The following is a 19,318-nucleotide window of genomic DNA, read 5'->3' as shown; positions in this document are numbered from 1 at the left end:
GACAGGGATCTAGAAATAGTACAACTTGACCTGTTTGAAATTGGCAAGGGGGGTGTTTTTCAAAATTCAAAAACACCCCCCTAAATTGTAAAACTAGACCAATTATGAAGAAAATCTTAATTTAGTCGGATGACAGTAAATAAATATTATGTTACTAAGTATATAAAACATGTGTAGTGTTTTATATGTAACTGATTATCAATGATAATAAATAGTTGGTTATTGTAAAAAAAAATCAACTATTTTTTTTTTTTTTTTGATTTTGTTAAATACCTGATTATCAAGTATATTATTTTTTTATTGACAGGTAGGAGATTTTTCCGATTCAATAAGGGTGATTTAGGTGGAGTAGATAAAGCTTCTCCATGACTTCTTTTTCGAGCTCTATTTTGATATTTTTAGGAAAAAATAGTCATTAGCTTGAAACTAATTCCTAAATCATTATTGACTTCAAATTCCCTAACTTTACCCCATGATTGACTTCAATTTTCGGCCTGAAACCTATTTCAATGGCACTGGTCCCAACACCTTGATATGCAAGCTAAGTTATCCCGAAAGTACCTGGGGAGATGAAATCAGCATCTTTGCCAATGCCTTGGATGGGCTGTATTATTTTGAGGCAGTGGATTTTTATGGAAATGAGTTTAAGCTCAACCCTGAACAAACAGATCAACCACTGACCCTTCAAGAACTGATTTTCCTAATTGAGACCATGGATGTGGATTTGGAAACGGCCCAAGGCAATGCGGCCTTGACCATTGGAGGAGTTCCTGTGGTAGAAAGTCTACTGTACCCACAGGTAAGCGAGTACTTCGCTGAAAAAAGAAAACTCTACGGTTTAGATTAAAAATCCAAGATACTGGAAAAGCGGAAGTTTAAACTATGATTGGTACGGAACCAGCATTCATAGGTCTCGTAAGCAATGCAGTCACTGAGTTCCATCCCTTGAAACTCTATTTGTTGGATGCTATTTTGCGGCAACCAGCTGCGGATATCATTGGATTCGTCTATGCTTAACATAGAAAGCTGTACGATTTTTTGGCCTTTTACTTCAAGTGGTATTATTTTGTTCATAGCTTATCGTAATTTACTCCACAAATCAAGTTTATTTTCCAAAGAATCTGGTTAAGAATGAATTATGAGAATGTTAAATTTTAGAAACTTACATGCTTAACCTCCTTCAAATTCTGATTTTTCTGGTCTTAGGTTTATCCTTGCAACGACTTTTAAATTCACCGGATAAGCTCGCTGCATGGCTGAACCAATTGTTGATTTCAGTGATTCTTCCTGCCTTAGCCTTGCGCTACTTACCGCGTGTGGAACTTTCCCTGCAATTGCTACTGCCAGTTTCTGTAGCCTACATCAGTTTCTTCCTCTCTTGGTTGTTGTTTTCACAAGTGGGAAAGTGGAGGGGGTGGTCGCGTTCGGTGACAGGAAGTTTGATTATCACCAGCGGATTAGCCAATACATCCTTTGTAGGAATACCTGTGTTGCAGGCGCTATATGGATCAGATGCGGTGAAAATAGCCTTGTTAATTGACCAAGCGGGTTCTTTTATACTGGTAAGCACCTTGGCTATCATTGTAGCCTCCATATATTCATCAGGTAAAAAACGCAAACGAGACATAGCTGGAAAAATCCTTCGTTTTCCTCCGTTCATATTTTTCAACCTAGCGCTTGTCTTGAATTTGGTTGGCTGGAGTGCGACAGGTTGGGTAGATGACTTGTTTGGTTGGATTGCTTTGGCTTTAACCCCCGTGGCGCTCACTGCCGTGGGCTTGCAAATAAAGATTAACTTGGAAGCCATCTCAAATAAGTTCCTTTGGTGTGGATTAGGTTACAAGTTGGTATTGATTCCTTTGATTATTTGGATAGTATTTGGTCCTATTTTGGGTGTCGAGGGATTGTTGCTGAAAGTTTCCGTCATGGAAATGGCCATGGCACCAATGATCACAGGTTCCATCATAGCCATCTCACACGATCTAGAACCCAAGCTAGCATCCCTGTTAGTGGGAATCGGAATTCCATTGTCGTTTTTGACTTTAGGAGGGTGGTACTACTTCTTAGAGCTTGGCTGGTAACAGTGAAACAAATTAGGAATTAGGAATGAAGAATTAGAAATGGCGTACAACTGTCGTCTGTGGGTTTTAACCCACGACTTTGATTGAATTTTTGAGACAGAAGTTGTGTGAATTTCTAAAGCATACTTCCAATCAATTGCCGTGGCTTTTAAGCCTCGGCATTGGAAGAGGGATGAACAGTTAGCAGTTGGCAGTGAACAATGAATAGTGAACAGTGAGGAAATTAGGAATGCTTGTGCTGAGCATAGTCGAAGCAAGGAATGAAGAATTAGAAATGGCGTACAACTGTCTTCTGTGGGTTTTAACCCACGACTTTGATTGAATTTTTAAAACAAAATTTGGACGAACTTCTAAAGAATACACCCATCAATTGCCGTGGCTTTTAAGCCCCGGCATTGGAAGAGGAATTAACAGTTGAAAGTGAGCAGTGAACAATGAAAAGTGAGCAGTGAGCAATTAGGAATGCTTGTGCTGAGCATAGTCGAAGCAAGGAATGAAGAATGAGGATTGAGAAATGGGGTGTAACCTTCGTCTGTGGGTTTTAACCCACGACTTTGATTGAATTTTTGAGACAGAAGTTGTGTGAATTTCTAAGGAATACACCTAATCAATTGCCGTGGCTTTTAAGCCCCGGCATTGGAAGTGCAATGAACAGTGAGCAGTGTAGGTCACGTCTCTCGATTCTCACCTCTCGCTTCTCGTCTCTCGCCTCTCGTTTCTTGCCTCAGTCCCTTAGCCTGTCGAAGAGCTCGCTTCTCCTATCCAAATCCCTACTTGGTACTTGGTACTTTGTACTTCGTACTTGGTACAATCCCTCTCCCTAGTTCTTTCCCGTAGTATCCGGCTTGGTATTCCTAGGTCTAATCAAATTACGGATGACCTTAGTCGCTTCATCGGTGGCTTTTCCTTTGACTTCGTTGACCTTTTTCTCGGCTTCCCGTCGAGCGCTGTCTTGCAATTGTTCAGAGCGTACTTGGAGTTCTCTGCGGATGCTGTCTTCAGCTGCTCGGAATTGTTGGGTAGCTTGCTCGGTGATGTTTTGTCGCTCGGTCTGCACTCTGCTTTGCAGGGCGGAGGTCAGTAAGTTTTCTATGCTATTGCCACCAGCTAAAGAAAACCGTGGACTACCATAGGATCCTCCCAAATTGATGGCCAAAGGGATGATTGTATTGCTTGTGGCTTGGGTGCCCGAGATGGTAGCCAATAAATTGTTGGCAGTGCTACCGAATTTACCTGCTGGGACTTGCATATTGATGAGGTAATTGATGCTGCCGTCAAAGCCGGTGCTTCCTTGTATATTGGCTTGATAATCCCATAAGCGAACATCGAAAGGTTGAACATTCAAAACGCCTTGGCTGATTTGAATAGGAATAGCTACATTTCTAAAGACCAGTGTGTTGGTTTCATTTAACCGAGTTAAACTGGTAACGCCTTGAACGATGGCGCTGTTTTGGTAGGAGGCTTCAGCTACCCGAAGGATACCCTTCCCATCCAGACTTGATAAAATCGGCATCATATCCGCCCCTAATGTTCCAGAAAAATTAAGGGTTGAATTCACTACACCTGTCAAATGCTGAGCAATAGGAGCGAGTATTTGAACAGTATTAAAAGCCTTAAATGATTCCGGAATCGAAAGACTGTTGATAGCTAAGCCAAAGTCGAAGGTAGGTTTGGTCAAATCCGTAGGGTCATAGGAACCATTCATGGTGACTTGCCCGCCAAGCAAACGCATACCGGTATCTTTGAAAGAAAGCACTCCATTGCGCAAGGTCATATTTCCCCTGACGTCCCGCAAATTCAGGTTGTCGTACAGCACCTCTTTGGCCAAGACATTCATATTGAAATCAATATTAGTAGGAAGAGCTATGACTTCCAATGCCTCATCCGAAGTGCTGCTATCCGTCATCCATTCATTGACATTGAATTTGTCGGATTGAAGGTTTAATTGTCCTCTAAGCGTAGCATCTTTCTCGAATAGGTAATTCATGTAATTGGAAAGAGATCCGGTAGCGAATAGAGGGCTTTGTCCGAGTTGGGAAGCAAATTCGGTTAAGGTAATTCGATCGGGGTTGAATTCTGCCTTGGCGCTTGTGATCAGGACTCCCTGTGGAATATCCGTGCTGCTGAAGGAGAAATCGGAAAGATTGGCAAAACCTCTGGTGTCTAATCGATTGTACTGCTCTTTTTTGACTGCATCGTAGCTTCCCTTGGTGGTGATATCCGCCTGGATTTTACCCGCTAGTTCCATTCCCTCTTGAGGGAAAATCGCCATCATTTTACCGATATCCAAGGCGCCTTTAATGGCTCCATCCCAATTGAGCTGCTCAAAATCTGAGATGCGCATTTTTCCTTCTACTTTTTCATTTTCTAACAAAAAGCTAAATGGCTCTAAATTCACTCGGAAATCATTCATTTTGCCGCTAGGATTGAGGATGCTAGCTTGCACGTTTATTTGCTCTAAGGCAGTCGGGATATCGCTGTTTTTTACAAAACCATCTTGGAAAGCCAACTGAATATCTAGGTTAGGTAGTTCTTTTTTCGCCTCATCATACCGGCCTTTGGCAATTGCCTTAACATCGAGCAATCCTCGAACCTGCATGCCATCTACCGGGAAAATAGAGGTGAGTTCTTGTAAATTCAATTTGCCTCTCACACTGGCATCCATATCATAACTCCGGAGATTGGCTATGAAAAATCTACTTTCAATGGGATTATTCCCCATTCGGAGGTTAAAAATTGGTATGTTGATTGTCGTATTTGAAAGGTCGCTGGTTGCATTTTTCAAATGCATCTCCAGCTGTACATCAGATACAGGAAGTGGGAGGTCTGGATATTGGAACATCCCGTCCATCACATTGAGGCCTATGTCAAATGAAGGGAAGCTTTCTTCACTGTAGGAACCCTTAAACATACCACGAAAGTCCACAGTACCGCTGGCTTTTAAGCCTTCGAAGCTCTCGGTATACATGCCGGGAACTAATGATAGCAAGGTTTTGAAGGAGCTTTCTTTGGAGAAAAAGACCAAGTCAAAATCAATACTTTCTTCAGGTAAGGCTATGAGGCCTTTCAAATCAAACAAAAAATCATTCAAAGCAAAAGAACCATCACCCAAGGTGAATTTCATTTCATTCAGATCAATGCCTAATAAAGTTTCCCCTTTGAATTTTTTATTGCTTAAATAACTGACACCTTCATAATTCATGGTGAGAATGTCCGCACTTGCTTTCAAAGGCATTTCATAAACATCCAAGGTAAAATCTCCCGAACCCACGGCAGCTAAGTTGCCAAGTGCCATTAAAAAATTCAGTGAGCGATCATCATACACCAAATTGACGTCATTGACTTCAATTAAATCAATTCCAATCTGCAAATCACTTTCCGTGGAGGCATCTTCCGAGGGGAAGGTGATGTCATAATTGGCACTTCCATCTTCCAAAACTTTGACCAAAATGTCAGCTCCGTCCAAATGTACCCCCGTGAGGGTAGGGTAGTCCCCAAAAAGCAGGGAGCGTAAGTTGAAGTCAACCTGCACACGGTCCACATGGATCAGCGTATCTTGGGCAAAAACTTCCCGACCTACAATTCCAAAGTCTCCAATCGAAACTGAAACATTGGGAAATCTTCGGAAAATACTGGCGCTTACCTTTTGAGGATTGTAGTAAACATCCGCATTGACGTTTTCTTCCAATGCCTGATCGACCTTTTCGATGATTTTTCCTTTCAAAAAGGAAGGTAACACGAAAGCAACGATCAAAAGGAATACAAAAATTGAGGCGACGATTATCGATGTCTTCTTCATGTCAATAATAAGTTTATGAATTTCTTCCACGTAAAAGACTGTTAATGCCTTAGCCTTTCCAGTGGGTTGTTAGAATTTCTTGAATTTCGGTATATACTAGAGGGTTGCTGGCCAAAATTTCTCTACCAAAGAGGAAATCTTTTCCTCCTTTGAAGTCTGTCACAGTTCCTCCTGCCTCTTGTACAATCAAAGACCCTGCCGCAACGTCGTAAGGTTTGAGATCATACTCATAAAATGCATCAAATCTTCCAGCAGCTACATAACATAAGTCCACGGCTGCGCTCCCCATTCTCCGTACTCCATGACAAGTCTCCATCAAAGCTTTCAATACTGCGAGGTACTGATCCAACTGTTTAAACGCACTGTAAGGGAATCCCGTTGCCATTAAGCCTTCTGACAAGGATTTGGAAGGACTTACCTTGATTGGTTTTTCATTGCAAAAAGCCCCCTGTCCTTTGACAGCAGAGAAACATTCGTCCTGATTGATTTCATAGACCACCCCTAAAATAATTTCATCTAGATGGCGCAAGCCTATGCTGACAGAAAAAACAGGAACTCCATGAATGAAGTTTGTGGTGCCGTCTAAAGGGTCAATGATCCAGGTCCAGTCTTTGCCACTTGTGCCTGCGCTGCCCTCTTCTGCAATAAAATCCGCTTCTGGGAGTACTTGTTGCAAGCGGGAGATGATAATCATTTCAGCTTGCTTGTCCACATAGGAAACCAAGTCATTCAAGCCTTTATGTTCCACCTTGTCCAAGTTGAAATTCAGTCGCTCTTGGCGGATAAATGCGCCTGCTTCTTTGGCGATACTTTTTACTTCTGCTACAATATGGGTAAGCTCTTGCATGGATTAGTCTTCTTCAGATGATTGCCATTTTTTACGTTTGGCCTCGGATTTACTTTCTTTGATTTCTTCTGCTCCTTGGAGCAACAATACGATTTCTCCTTTGGGAGGATTTTCGGAAAAATGGGTCAGCAATTCTTGTAAGGTTCCTCGTAAGTTTTCTTCGTAAAGTTTGCTGATTTCACGGGATACCGCTACCATTCGGTCTGGACCAAAAACTTCTACAAACAGTTCCAAGGTCTTTTCCAATCTGTGAGGAGATTCATAGAAAATCATGGTTCGAGTTTCGGTTGCCAAACTTTCCACCTTGGTCTTTTTTCCTTTTTTATGCGGTAAAAAACCTTCAAAAACAAAGCGGTCCGTTGGAAACCCAGAATTGACCAAGGCCGGTACAAAGGCTGTTGCTCCCGGAAGACAGGAAACGTTGAGTCCGGCTTCCCGCGCTGCGCGTACCAATAAGAAACCAGGGTCAGATACTGCGGGAGTACCGGCATCCGATATCAGTGCCAATACTTCTCCTTTTTGCATGCGCTGGATCAGCTTTTCAATGGTCTTGTGTTCATTGAAAATGTGATAGGATTGTAATGGACGTTGGATGTCAAAATGCTTCAGAAGTTTGCCAGAAGTGCGTGTGTCTTCGGCTAAGATGACATCCACGGACTTGAGTACTTCGATGGCACGAAACGTCATGTCCCCCAAGTTGCCTACGGGGGTTGGTACGAGGAATAAATGAATATGTTGATCAGCCTGCATATCCAATCTTATCGATGGCAGCAGCGAGTTTTCTGTCCTTTTCTGTCACCACATTACCTGCATCATGCGTAGTCAATTCGATGATGACGGTGTTGTAGACATTACTCCAGTTAGGATGATGATTATGGGCTTCCGCCAAAAATGCTACACGTGTCATAAAGGCGAAGGCCTCTTGAAAATCGGAGAATTTAAATTCTCTGCGAAGTTTATTGTCTTGTTCGGTCCACATAATATTATTGTTTAAAGTGCGATGACGCCAGTGATTTTGGCTGCCTTTTCATAAACGGCAATAATGGCATCACTGTTGGGCATCATGGCTTCGATGGTAGCACTGACATAGGTTCCCTTGGAAGATTGTTTAAACTGAATCGCATTGTTGGGTAGTAAAGCTGCCAGTTCATCCTGCTGTGCCACCGGAACGATAAATTTAAACATGTAGAGTGAGGGGAAGGTCGTTTGTGCTTCCAGTTTTTCTTTGAAAGCTTGGGTATCGAATTGTCCTTTCATGTTGCAAATTTAAGGATTTAAGTGGGGAAATGGTAGTAGTGTGTGAGAATTAGAATACTTGTTCTCAGCAGCAGTAATGGATGATTAGGTATTCAAAAAAAACTCAATTCCAAAACTACGAATACATCTGTTTTAAAGACTACTTTGTTTACAAAATCAATAAATTCAACTATTTTTTTCAAAAAAAAGTATGCTAACTATTTGCAACACACACACACTATTTTAGGTAAAAAAACATGTAATGCTATGGTGGGATTGGCAATCCATATGACTTAACAGTAAAAATTCATTTTGAATTTGATCGTTAATAAATTAATTCAAAGGGTAATATAAAGATTTTTTATGGAAAAAAGTTGACTTTTTTTCGGTATCTATCTATTTTTTTTTTTTTCTTTGAATAAACCAAACAATAATTTTATGAAAAACTTGAAATTAAAACTTTCACTCATTCTGATTTTGTGTTTTGCAGGATTAGTTGGGATTAATCGTTCAAATGCTCAAGAGAGTGTCGCCCCTCCTCCTTGTGATGATTGTCAATACAAAGAGAAAGATGTCACTTGTATAAGAGCTGGTTATGAAAACGGACAGCCTTATGCTTATATTGGGAATAGGATAAAATGTGTGGATGGGACAGGTGGGTGTAATTCAGGTAATTGTAATAAATAGGGAGCTAATCTAAATCTAGATAGAACCTATTTTCTAATAGGTTCTATTTTTATTGAAATATGAAAAAACTCAATATACCTTTTCTCATTCTATTTGTTGCATTTCTATCTTGCACAAAGAAATCAAATAGCATCGAAGTTATTCAACCTCATGTTGAACTGAAGATAAGTGAGGTTTTCGAAGGTTTGGTACTTACTCCGATATTATTCAATGCTCAAAGCGGATTTGGTTTTGTAGACAAAATAGAGATTTATAAAGATAAGGTTTATGTTTTGGATACTGAATTTTCCAAAAGTTTGCAAGTATTTTCCATGCAGGGAGAGTTCTTGAAAAAAATCCAATCTTTTGAATCTCAAAATATCTATGATTTTGTAATAGATTCAGATGCTGATGAGCTTATTTTTTATACTCAGGGAAAAAGAATTGAAAAATTTACAAGCGATGGGTCGTACCTCAAAACGGTCAGGTTGAATATAATTATAGAAAAGCTGCTTGGAATTCATGGGGATAACCTGCTATGCTATTTGGGTTATGAGCCCATTTCGGACAGTGAGAAATATAATCTTGTAGTCCTGGATAAAAACACATTAGCTGTAAAAAATAAGTTATTACCATTTCAGGAAGAACCTTTGCTTAGTCTTGGATTAACCAATCAATTTGCCACATTTGAGGAGCGGAATTTGTTTTGCCTTCCTTTTGACAATAACTTATATAGTATTGGTCCTGATGATGTGGAAGTTTTGCACACACTGGATTTTGAGAATCAATTCTTAACACCAGAAAAATTAAATGTATTCGAAGATGAATACGAGGATAAAGTCACGAATATGGATGGCTTAGCCATTATTGATAATAAAATAATATTTAATTACAAAAATTCTGGTAGACCAGAATATCGATTGATCAATGAAGGAAATAAAGAGGTATTCAAATTGAAAGAGGGGAAAAGCTTTGAGGAATTCTTGATTAGCTTCGCATTGTTGCATTATTATGTCGTTAGAAATGATGAGTTTATTTCCGTCATAGATCTGGATCACTTCAGGGCGTTAATCTCCCATTTTGAAGAGGAAATTGATGCCGAGATTTTGGGAGCTTTCGATTCGGAAGCCTTCTTTGCTATTGTAAAATTTAAACTTAAAAAGACGCTATGATGCTTTTTTTGCTAATCATTCTGTTTTTTAATGATGTAGTCTCTGGTAAAATCGTAGATAATAGTGGTAATCCTATTCCCTATGCTATGGTAAGCAGTGGGGATTTCAATGCTATTGCCAATCAATATGGAGAATTTAAAATTGAAGTTGATTCCGATTTACCGGAATTGAAGTTCAGATGTCTGGGATATAAAACTTTGGACATGCGTGTCACGCCAAATAACAGACTTACGATTGTTCTGCAAGAAGAAACTTATGTACTCGAAGAGGTTGTTGTAACTCCTTCAGATGCCAAGCTAATCATGATGAACGTCACTGCTCAAATCGGCAAGATTTATAATGTATTTCCATCTGTAAGTACTTATGAGTATGGAGAAAAAATTGTTTTTCGAAATTTGGAAAAGCAGAAAGAGAATTACCTGGAAAGGTTTGTGCTATTTGACAGGCAGATTAACAATTATAACTGGTTACCCAATTATGATTTTTTGCATTATGCCAGTAATACAAGTAATGACACAGTAATTGCCTTAGACAGTACCCTCTACAAAAAGAACCATTTCAGGAATATAAATAAATTCTTTTTTGAAGTATCCCATTCTCCCTATTTTTTGTCTCAAGATCATTTGAAGTTATATAATTTTCAAATCGAAGATGAAAATTCTGAAATTTACAAAATCAGTTTCACAGGAAAGTCTGTAAAGTCGGAATTCGACGGGGTCCTGTGGATAGACAAAGAGGATTTTGGAATTCACTATTTAAGTTATTGGAAAAATCGAAAAACTTTAAAGGCAGAGAATCTAAGGTTGAATTTGATGGGTAAAGTTGCCGGATACAAAAAAGTATCAATTAAGAAAGAAATGTATGAAGTCTGGAACGAAAGAAATGATGTTGGTAAATATATTTTGAAATCCAGTAATTGTGTTGTGGAATCCTTTTATCAAAAGAATGAATTAGATGATTTCTCAGTTATTTCAAATATCAAATTGAATTTATATGCTTTACCAAAGCTAAGTAAAGATGCATCAGGGTTTCTTTCGCAAAATGAAGTGCTTGAGTTAGGTTTATGGAAAAGTATTGCATCAAAAATAAATTCACATACCTATTTGATCACATTTGACTATTGATTCATTAAGCCTCCATGCAAGAAAGCGGATTTAGGGAAGCGTTTTTGGTTTTATGGGCCTCATTTTTAAAATCTGTTATTTAATTTATTTCAATACCTACTATATTGGAAAATTTAAATATTTTAACTTGGCAAACTCTGAATTTTACTGGGATTTTGTTGGTTATTTTTTTGGTAATCAAAATAGTCAAGCGAGTAAAGTGGGACTGGTAAACTTTTGTTTCTTGATTACATTATCTGCTATTGTTTTGTCATTTTAAATTTTTTGATGCTTCAGCATCAAAAAATCATCACCAATTACATGTCATGACTTTTGAGATAGATTTAAACTCAAACCCTCTTTTTTCACCACTGTCCCATTAAAAGGATTAAATCGCCTCCTACCTACTTGCATACCCACAGCCCTGCAGACGGTCTTGTCTCCAAACTTGCCGTTGATGCGGTCTAGGGCTTGGTAGAGGCGGATTTGCTCGGCAGTGTCCTCAAAGAGGTTGATCTGATAGTTGCCATGGACCAGGTTGCTGAAGCGTACACCGATAAGCCGGATCAGCATGCGGCGGCTGTAGAGTTTTTTGAATAAGTCCTTGACTACCTGTATGAGCGTATGGTCTTGAGAGGTGTAGGGGATGCGCTGCTGCACGGTGTGGGTATCGAAATCGGAGTAGCGGATTTTGACACTCACACATGCGGTGAGCTGCTGATTTTGCCGCAGCTTCCCTGCTAGCTGCTCGGTCATGGCGATCAGATGAGCTTCCAGCATTTTCACATCGATGGTATCCTGCTCGAAGGTGTTTTCGGAAGAGATAGACTTCGCCTCTGAGTAAGGGACCACGGGACTGCGATCGATTCCGTTGGCCTTTTCCCAGATGTTGAGTCCATTTTTTCCAAATGTAGCCTCCAGCAATTCCGAAGGCATCACTTGCAGGGTTTTGACCGTTTTGACCCCCATGTTGAACAAGGTATTGGAGGTTTTCTCTCCTATCATGGGGATCTTCCGCACGGATAGAGGGGCGAGGAAAGGTTTCTCGTCTCCCCGTGGGATCTCCCGGTAATTGTTGGGTTTGGCCTCTCCCGTGGCCACTTTGGAGACGGTTTTGTTTTCGGACAGCCCCAAAGAAATCGGGAGTCCACTTTCTTTGAGGATGCGCTCGCGTAGTTCCCTAGCCATCTTGAGGCAGCCAAAGAAGCGATCCATCCCTGTATAGTCTATGTAAAACTCGTCGATGGAGGACTTTTCGAAAAGCGGCACAGCATCTCGAATGATTTCTGTGATCTCATGGGATTTTTGGCTGTACTTTTCAAAATCCCCCCGAATAATCAGCGCCTCGGGACAGAGTTGCCGCGCTGTTCGCATGGGCATGGCGGAGTGAATCCCGAATTTTCGGGCCTCGTAACTGCAGGAAGCCACCACCCCTCGATCCCCCGAACCTCCGATGAGGATGGGTTTTCCCACCAATCGATTGTCATACAATCGCTCTACTGACACAAAGAATGAATCCAAATCCATGTGCACGATGCTTCTCCCGTTCTCCATTTGTCAATTAATTTAACATTTTTGTGTTTATAATTTAAACATCATTTTTTATATTTGAAAGGTGTAATTGCACGCATGACATCAATTGACGGAAAAAATGCATTTGAACGCGAATATTAAATTTCTACGCAAACAGAAGGGGTTGACTCAGGAGACCTTGGCCCAAGCCTTAGGCATCAGTCGATCCAAATTGGCGGGTTACGAACTCAATATCTCTCCACCATTGGAGAAGCTGATCGAGTTTGCAGACTATTTTGGGGTATCGGTGGATATTTTGCTACGAAAGGAATTGGCGACACTTTCGGAGTATAAGTTGCGACAGTTGTTGGAGACGGATCAGTTTCTCAGAGGCAGGAGTCTCCGCATCCTGAGTACCACGGTGGATAGAGATGGGCGAGAATTGATCGAAGTAGTTTCTCAAAAAGCTAAGGCCTCTTATCTGGCAGGTTTTTCCGATCCGGATTTTATTGAAGATTTGCCACGCTTCTCTCTGCCCTTTTTGCCACAGGATAAGAAGCACCGGGTTTTTCAGGTGGATGGGGATTCCATGTTGCCTATTCCTGACGGGGCTTGGCTAGTCTGTGAGTACGTGGACGATTGGTTTGCCATCAAGGATGGAGAAAAATACGTAATCGTCACCGAGCAGGACGGTGTCACCTTCAAACTCGCTTACAATCAGATCAGGGAAAAAGAACAGCTATTGCTCTGTTCCTCCAATCCGATTTACAAGCCCTTTTATGTGACGATCTCGGATGTGCGGGAAGTGTGGAAGTTTCGGTTGATGATGGTGTAGGAGAGGCGAGAAGCGAGAGACGAGACTTGCCTGCTGCAAGCAGGAGGCGAGCTTGCCTACCGTAAGGTAGGAGATTAGAGACAAGAATCAAGAGACAAGAATCAGGACATGATAAATGATTGGATACAAAATACTTGAGAGGGGGGGTAATTTTTGTTAGATGTTAAAATGTAGGTGAAGGTTACTAGTGCCTTAGGCACGTGCGACATACTAGCCGAGGGTTTCAACCCTCGGATAAAAGTTATCAAGCTCTCTCCCAAAAGTCCCATAGGGACGGCCGACATAAATACCTTTAGCCAATGTCAATCGTGTCTACGACACTTCGCCTAGGGTGTGAATATACATCAACGGGTTGAAACCCGTTGCTAAAATATCGGCCGCTCCGATAGAGCTAATAGTTGGGTTATAGAATGATCATATGAAATAAAAACGCGAAGGTATGTTCAAGATGTTAAACTAGGTTTTTAACTTACTAGCAAGCTACAGGAGAATTGGAAAAAAAGTGTCAAGAAAAATTATGACTTGACAATTTGTCGTAGAGATACGATTTAAGTCTTCTTGAAATAAGGGAAATAAGGGGAAATAAGGTAGAAATAAAGTGGAAATAATTGGGAATGGATAGTTGGCATTTGGATGGAGAGATTTTTTTTGGGGTAGAGGGTGAAATATGCTCTACCTGACGGTAGACAGGTGTGCGAAATAAAGCGGAAATAAATTGAAATAATTTTCTGGTATCAATAGGGCCGCTAGGCCTGTGATCTTTGTAGAAAACAAATAGCTCGTCCCAGCGAGAGGGCCTTTAGGCCTGAGGTCTGGGAGGGAGTTCCCATGGAGGTTCTTTGTTGGCAAAAAGGGTTTATACATCAGCGAAGAGGATCCTGTAGATAATATGGTTAGGTTTTAATATTTTGACTAAAAATTTAATTAAAAAGTTTGGGAGACTATATTTTTTTTCTAAATTCAACTAATAATTCTTTTCAGGCTAGCTGTAAAGGGTTTTTAAAGAATTTATTGAGTAAAAAATAGTGAATTGAAATAGGTTTTTGTCAAATAAATTCATCGATACAATGTTTGTTTTCCATATTAATTTAGTTTTTTATGAAAGTTTTTAAATTAGTATTTATTGCGCTTATTGCCGTGGCTTGTTCCAAAGGAGCTCAGGATGCTGTCGAGCCAATTGGTGACGGTGGGTCAGATAAGATTTTGAACTATGAACTATCTGAGGCATTCTCTTTAGCCCTTGAAGAAACGTCTACATTTACCACGAGTCTTCAAGTAATCGAAGAAGATGGACAGGAGCTGCTGGTATTTGCGGATTTTAAAAATCGTGATAGAATATTTCTCTTTGATATCTCAACTGGTGATATGATCGATAGAATAAAGTTTGAGTTGGATGGCCCCAATGGGATAGGTTCTATGAACGGATTTTATTATTTAAATCGAGATTCCATATTTATAGTCAACAGCTTTCTTTATAAAGTATTTCAGGTTAATTCAAAAGGAGATATTATACGGAGATATGACTTGAAGAATTCAGATGGAAGCGTTTCTATTTTGCCTCACCCTACCCATCAACCCCTCACCGGAGCGATTGGGGAAGAACTTTTCATTAAAGGAATTGGAGAAAAAAATCCATACCAAAAAGATTACTATAATGATATGGTGGTAACACAACGGTTGAATTTAGAAAATGGTAATGTCCGGGATGGTATTAGATTCCCAGAAAAGTACCGAGATAACTTCTTCCATCTTTCCAATTCAATTGTAATTTATCAAACTATATTTAATAAAGAAATTTATCAATCGTTTCCCTCTGAAGAAAACATTTATGTCTATGATAGGGATTTTAATGGTGTGAACACTATTAAGGCTAATCATACCAATGTAACTCCAATAGGCCCAGTAAAAGAGTCTCAAGTTAATTCTGATGATGGATACTTTATACTCTATTCAAAAGGGCAATATGGACAGGTGCTAATAGATCCAATTAATCATTTCCTATTTAGGGAAGTTACAGTACCTCCAGTAAGTTTGGACCAATACTCGAATTATAAAGAATTAAGAGATAGTTCCAGACAAGGACTTGTTATTTATGATTTAAAGAAAAATCAAAAGGTGGGTGAAATTATTTTCTCTATGGACGAAGTGGAGTTATCTTCCATGTTCTTTGTTGGCAAAAAGGGTTTATACATCAGCAAAGAGGACCCAGTAGAAAATATGGTTAGGTTTTATTTGCTGAGTTTTGAGAGTTAAAGACAGATTTGTCTTAGAGATACGATTTAAGTCTAATTGAAATAAGGGGAAATAAAGTGGATATAAGGTAGAAATAATTGGGGCTAGCTATGGGACATTTGGATGGGGAGACTTGGGGGTTAGAGAGTGAAATATGCTCTACCTGTCGGTAGACAGGTGTGCGAAATAAAGTGGAAATAAATTGAAATAATTTTCTGGTATCAATAGGGCCTTTAGGCTTGAGATCTTGGAGGATGTCCCCATGGAAGTCTTTTATGCGATGGTATATCCCTATTTTTGTGGCTTTTCATTTTGGCGTGAACTCGTCATTGTAGCCCAATTTTTAAATGGCGGTAGAAGTTTTTAGTTTTTAATCAGTTTTGGCTTGATTGTGTAAAATTCTGTCATTAGGGTACGTATGGATGAATTTATTCATTGCCGATTGTGCCTACGACACTTCGCCTGTATATGGTGGATTTATGAACAACGGGTTGAAACCCGTTGCTAGCATGTGGATCGCTCCGATGGAGCTTTGATTAGGTTTGTAATGGATTTAGGGTTTATTAGTGCCATAGGCATGATTGACATACTAGCCGAGGGTTTCAACCTTCGGTTGTAATGGATGTTGCCATGTTCCAAAGTCCCATAGGGACGACCGACAACAAGTTTCGATCATGGAAAAATATGGAATCAGATTCCATATTTTTCCGATAATAAACCACTCAACTCTCTACCTTCTAAAACCTTTCCTCCCAAAAAAATAAAATACCCCTAGGGGATTGCAAATCCCCTTTTATCTGCTGACCGAGATTGCAAATCTCGGACAGCGGAGCAATTTATCACTCTTCATTCCAATTCCTTACTTCGACTACGCTCAGTACAAGCACTCTTAATTCCTCACTTTTCACTGTTCACTGCTCACTGTTCATTCCTCTTCCAATACCGGGGCTTAAAAGCCACGGCAATTGATATGGTGGATTCCTTAGAAATTCGCACAAATTCTGTTTCAATAATCCATTTGAAGTCGTGGGTTAAAACCCACAGACGAAGTTTAGACCCCATTTCTAATTCCTTGCTTCGACTACGCTCAGCACAAGCATTCCTAATTGCTCACTGCTCACTTTTCATTGTTCACTGCTCACTTTTCATTCCTCTTCCAATGCCGGGGCTTAAAAGCCACGGCAATTGATATGGTGGATTCCTTAGAAATTCGCACAAATTCTGTTTCAATAATCCATTTGAAGTCGTGGGTTAAAACCCACAGACGAAGTTTAGACCCCATTTCTAATTGCTCACTTTTCATTGTTCACTCTTCACTCAATCAACCAATCACTTAATTAACTAAAAACTAATCACTTAATCTACTATTCACTAATATTAACTCCTATTTTTAGACAAAAATGCCAGAAATCCGTTATACCTTTGACAACACACCCACGTTGAGTTAATTGGCATACTGAATACGCTTACCATACCCTTAAACAAGAGCGAAGATGAAAGATGATGCAGTGATGGAAACGCCATTGGGGAATGTCAAGGTTGAGGTCTGGGACGGATACTTGGTTCGATTACAGTTTACAGACGAGCCTTTGACTGACAAATTTTTGGATGGTATCTTAATGGACATACGTATACAGTTGGGATTGTATTTCCAAGGCAAACAGGATACGTTTGATATCCCTGTGGCTTTGGGAGGTACAGATTTTCAACACGAGGTCTGGAAGATTATCAATACCACCCCTTTTGGTAAGACAATTACCTATGAAGATATTGCAACCCGCATGGGAAAACCCCAAGCTGTGCGTGCAGTTGGAACGGCCGTTGGTGCCAATCCTATTTTAATCATGATGCCTTGCCATCGGATTGTCGGAAAGTCGGGACAATTGACGGGCTACGCAGGCGGGATTTGGAGAAAAGAGAAATTACTCGAACTGGAACGGAAGGATAAAGTGGGAGTTCAGGCGGTTTTGAATTACTAGGAGATATTTATTGATATTGAGATAATTGACCACGGTCCACTGTCGACCGTCAACGGTACGTTATCTCCTTATGAAAGCAATTAACTGTACTGAGATATACGTATTTGTGAACTTTTTTTGGTTTTTCAATTCGTTTTGAAAAAGTAACGAATCCTCGATTGAAGTGTTTGAATAGCCTTCGGAGGATTCGTTACTTTTTTTCATTATCCTTATTTCATAAAGATGTCGTGGATGGGGTTGCCATCGGATCCGTTGGGAAGACGGATGTTTAATAGCATGGATAGAGTAGGAGCGATGTCTGTTATGCTGGCGTAGCGAGTGCTGCTGCCTGCAGGAATATTCCAACCCATAAATGCGATCGGAACATGCGTATCATAGGTGTATCCGGTGCCGTGGGTGGTTCCTTTCCAAGAACTGCTCAGCCATGCTGGTTCCAAGATTAATAGTAGATCTCCCGAAGCTTTGTGATTGTATCCCATTTGCAACAATGCTTTTCTTCCGTTGAGGTATTCTTCTCTTCGCAAGTCTGTTGCCGTATACACTTCTTTGACTCCTTCAAATCGAAGTAAGAAAGAAGCCAATTCCCGTTGGATGGTTTCGATGGCTATGCCACGTTCAGCAGCCAACTTGTCATTTAAAAAGACCTGCTCATTGGAGAAATTCATAACCCAGTCTCCTTCTCCGAATTTTTCGGATGTGAATCCTTTCATCTGCGTCAGGATAAAACGGGTATTGAAATTTCCCGCAGGGACTCGTTCACTTTTCATGTATTCCACGATATCAGCCACGGCATGGTCCGCTGTCAAGAAAAGCAGGTAATTGCCTTCTCCATAAGTTTTGTCCAGAAAGTTGAAAAACTGTTCTAATTCACGGTCCAATCGAAGGTAATTGTCTTCCAATTCTACGGAGCTTGGACCAAATCTGTGGCCGATGTAATCTGGAGAGGAAAATGAAACTGCTAAAAAGTCTGTTTCTCCTCTTTTACCCAATTGTTCCCCTTCAATGGCTGCATATGCCATATCCAAAGTCAATGTGTTTCCAAAAGGAGTAGTTGAAATCAGTCCATATTCACCATTGTTTTCCATTAAACTTTTCAGGTCATAAGGAAAAGCAGGCTTATCCATTCCGATAAAGGGTCCCTCAAAATCGTTGTCATCCGCAATGCTCTGTACGTAAGTTTCTAAGGGGAAAAGTGGCTCCCAAGTTTGGGAAAGGTATTTTTCAGCCAATTTTCGCTCATTGAATTGCTGCACCCAAGTAGGCAGGGTTTCGTAGTAATAGTCGGAAGTCATAAACTCTCCCGTTTTACTATCAAACCAATAGGCATCACCTAAATGTCCTGCCGGTAAAGCTGCTCCCCGATCTTTGATGGCAATTCCGACCACCTTGGAGCGCTTATTAGTTGCAAATCGAAGCTCATCTGTGATAGTAGTGGAGAGTAGATTTCTTGGAGAAATTTTCCCGTTGGATGCAGAGCCCCCAACTGCTTGGACCGTGCTGTCAGAGGCACAATAGATGGTTCGTCCTAGATTTTTGACATACCAATCGTTGGCAATGATTCCATGAGTGGCAGGCGTAGTACCCGTGTAAACCGATGCATGTCCAGGTCCGGTGTAGGTAGGAATGTAGTTGTAGTGGGCATTTTTCATCATAAAGCCATCCCGCATCAGGCGCTTGAAGCCACCGTCGGTGTAGCGTTCTTCAAATTTGTAGAAGTATTCTTGGCGCATTTGATCGACTACTAGTCCGATGACGATGGCTGGTTTTTCTGTTTCTTGGGCATGTCCAAACCATGAACAAAGGGCAAATGATAAACTGAGGATAATTTTTTTCATCGCATGATTTTAATTTTTCAA

Annotated in this window: 16 protein-coding genes; 8 read left to right on the top strand and 8 right to left on the bottom strand. The window is 40.4% G+C overall.

Going from position 1 to position 19,318, the window contains the following annotated elements; genetic code table 11:
* Nucleotides 1–472 precede the first annotated feature (472 nt).
* Nucleotides 473–847: a UDP-glucuronosyltransferase gene (locus tag ACXIUD_RS05065; RefSeq protein WP_458051529.1), complete on the top strand. Its 375-nt coding sequence runs from the start codon at nt 473–475 to the stop codon at nt 845–847.
* Here ACXIUD_RS05065 and ACXIUD_RS05060 read toward each other — a convergent pair.
* A complete protein-coding gene (locus tag ACXIUD_RS05060; RefSeq protein WP_458051528.1) occupies nt 844–1,074 on the bottom strand; it encodes a hypothetical protein in 231 nt (76 codons plus the stop codon). The two genes, ACXIUD_RS05065 and ACXIUD_RS05060, sit on opposite strands and share 4 nt — an antisense overlap.
* 92 nt (nt 1,075–1,166) lie before the next feature.
* On the opposite strand from ACXIUD_RS05060, the gene ACXIUD_RS05055 reads away from it, so the two are divergent.
* A complete protein-coding gene (locus tag ACXIUD_RS05055) occupies nt 1,167–2,081 on the top strand; it encodes an AEC family transporter (RefSeq protein WP_458051527.1) in 915 nt (304 codons plus the stop codon).
* An 820-nt stretch (nt 2,082–2,901) separates the two neighbouring features.
* Here the strand turns inward: ACXIUD_RS05055 and ACXIUD_RS05050 are convergent.
* Genes ACXIUD_RS05050 through ACXIUD_RS05030 form a run of 5 tightly spaced genes read right to left on the bottom strand, consistent with a single transcriptional unit; the run spans nt 2,902 to nt 7,984 of the window.
* Nucleotides 2,902–5,880, bottom strand: a complete 2,979-nt coding sequence (locus tag ACXIUD_RS05050; RefSeq protein WP_458051526.1) for an AsmA-like C-terminal region-containing protein — start codon at nt 5,878–5,880, stop codon at nt 2,902–2,904.
* Nucleotides 5,881–5,929: 49 nt separating this feature from the next.
* Nucleotides 5,930–6,727, bottom strand: a complete 798-nt coding sequence (locus ACXIUD_RS05045; RefSeq protein WP_458051525.1) for an inositol monophosphatase family protein — start codon at nt 6,725–6,727, stop codon at nt 5,930–5,932.
* A gap of 3 nt (nt 6,728–6,730) precedes the next feature.
* Nucleotides 6,731–7,477: a 16S rRNA (cytidine(1402)-2'-O)-methyltransferase gene (rsmI, locus tag ACXIUD_RS05040; RefSeq protein WP_458051524.1), complete on the bottom strand. Its 747-nt coding sequence runs from the start codon at nt 7,475–7,477 to the stop codon at nt 6,731–6,733.
* Entirely contained in the window at nt 7,467–7,706 is a 240-nt protein-coding gene (locus tag ACXIUD_RS05035) for a 4a-hydroxytetrahydrobiopterin dehydratase (RefSeq protein ID WP_458051523.1), read from the bottom strand. The genes rsmI and ACXIUD_RS05035 overlap by 11 nt, the downstream gene beginning before the upstream one ends.
* A gap of 11 nt (nt 7,707–7,717) precedes the next feature.
* The gene (locus ACXIUD_RS05030; protein ID WP_458051522.1) at nt 7,718–7,984 is read right to left on the bottom strand and encodes a DUF493 family protein; all 267 of its coding nucleotides are present in this window, start codon (nt 7,982–7,984) and stop codon (nt 7,718–7,720) included.
* Nucleotides 7,985–8,401: 417 nt separating this feature from the next.
* On the opposite strand from ACXIUD_RS05030, the gene ACXIUD_RS05025 reads away from it, so the two are divergent.
* Genes ACXIUD_RS05025 through ACXIUD_RS05015 form a run of 3 tightly spaced genes read left to right on the top strand, consistent with a single transcriptional unit; the run spans nt 8,402 to nt 10,925 of the window.
* The gene (locus ACXIUD_RS05025) at nt 8,402–8,650 is read left to right on the top strand and encodes a hypothetical protein (protein ID WP_458051521.1); all 249 of its coding nucleotides are present in this window, start codon (nt 8,402–8,404) and stop codon (nt 8,648–8,650) included.
* A 59-nt stretch (nt 8,651–8,709) separates the two neighbouring features.
* Nucleotides 8,710–9,801 (top strand): 6-bladed beta-propeller, encoded by a 1,092-nt coding sequence (locus tag ACXIUD_RS05020; RefSeq protein WP_458051520.1) that lies wholly within the window; start codon nt 8,710–8,712, stop codon nt 9,799–9,801.
* Nucleotides 9,798–10,925 (top strand): carboxypeptidase-like regulatory domain-containing protein, encoded by a 1,128-nt coding sequence (locus ACXIUD_RS05015; RefSeq protein WP_458051519.1) that lies wholly within the window; start codon nt 9,798–9,800, stop codon nt 10,923–10,925. Before ACXIUD_RS05020 ends, ACXIUD_RS05015 begins: the two co-directional genes overlap by 4 nt.
* Before the next feature lie 303 nt (nt 10,926–11,228).
* On the opposite strand, the gene dinB is transcribed toward ACXIUD_RS05015, so the two are convergent.
* Nucleotides 11,229–12,458 (bottom strand): DNA polymerase IV, encoded by a 1,230-nt coding sequence (gene dinB / locus ACXIUD_RS05010; RefSeq protein WP_458051518.1) that lies wholly within the window; start codon nt 12,456–12,458, stop codon nt 11,229–11,231.
* A gap of 97 nt (nt 12,459–12,555) precedes the next feature.
* Between dinB and ACXIUD_RS05005 the strand changes: the two genes are divergently transcribed.
* From ACXIUD_RS05005 to ACXIUD_RS04995, 3 genes are all read left to right on the top strand, one after another.
* Nucleotides 12,556–13,251, top strand: a complete 696-nt coding sequence (locus ACXIUD_RS05005) for an XRE family transcriptional regulator (RefSeq protein WP_458051517.1) — start codon at nt 12,556–12,558, stop codon at nt 13,249–13,251.
* Between the two features lie 1,098 nt (nt 13,252–14,349).
* Nucleotides 14,350–15,504 (top strand): DUF4221 family protein, encoded by a 1,155-nt coding sequence (locus ACXIUD_RS05000; protein ID WP_458051516.1) that lies wholly within the window; start codon nt 14,350–14,352, stop codon nt 15,502–15,504.
* 1,472 nt (nt 15,505–16,976) lie between these two features.
* Nucleotides 16,977–17,462 carry a methylated-DNA--[protein]-cysteine S-methyltransferase gene (locus ACXIUD_RS04995; protein WP_458051515.1) on the top strand — a complete coding sequence of 162 codons (486 nt, stop codon included), beginning with the start codon at nt 16,977–16,979 and terminating at the stop codon, nt 17,460–17,462.
* Nucleotides 17,463–17,671: 209 nt separating this feature from the next.
* Here the strand turns inward: ACXIUD_RS04995 and pafA are convergent, their stop codons facing one another.
* Nucleotides 17,672–19,297: an alkaline phosphatase PafA gene (gene pafA, locus ACXIUD_RS04990; protein ID WP_458051514.1), complete on the bottom strand. Its 1,626-nt coding sequence runs from the start codon at nt 19,295–19,297 to the stop codon at nt 17,672–17,674.
* Nucleotides 19,298–19,318: the final 21 nt, after the last annotated feature.

Source organism: Mongoliitalea sp. (genome assembly GCF_054166905.1).
The sequence above is the reverse complement of the archived record's forward strand: the minus strand, read 5'-3'. Positions and strand labels throughout refer to the sequence as shown.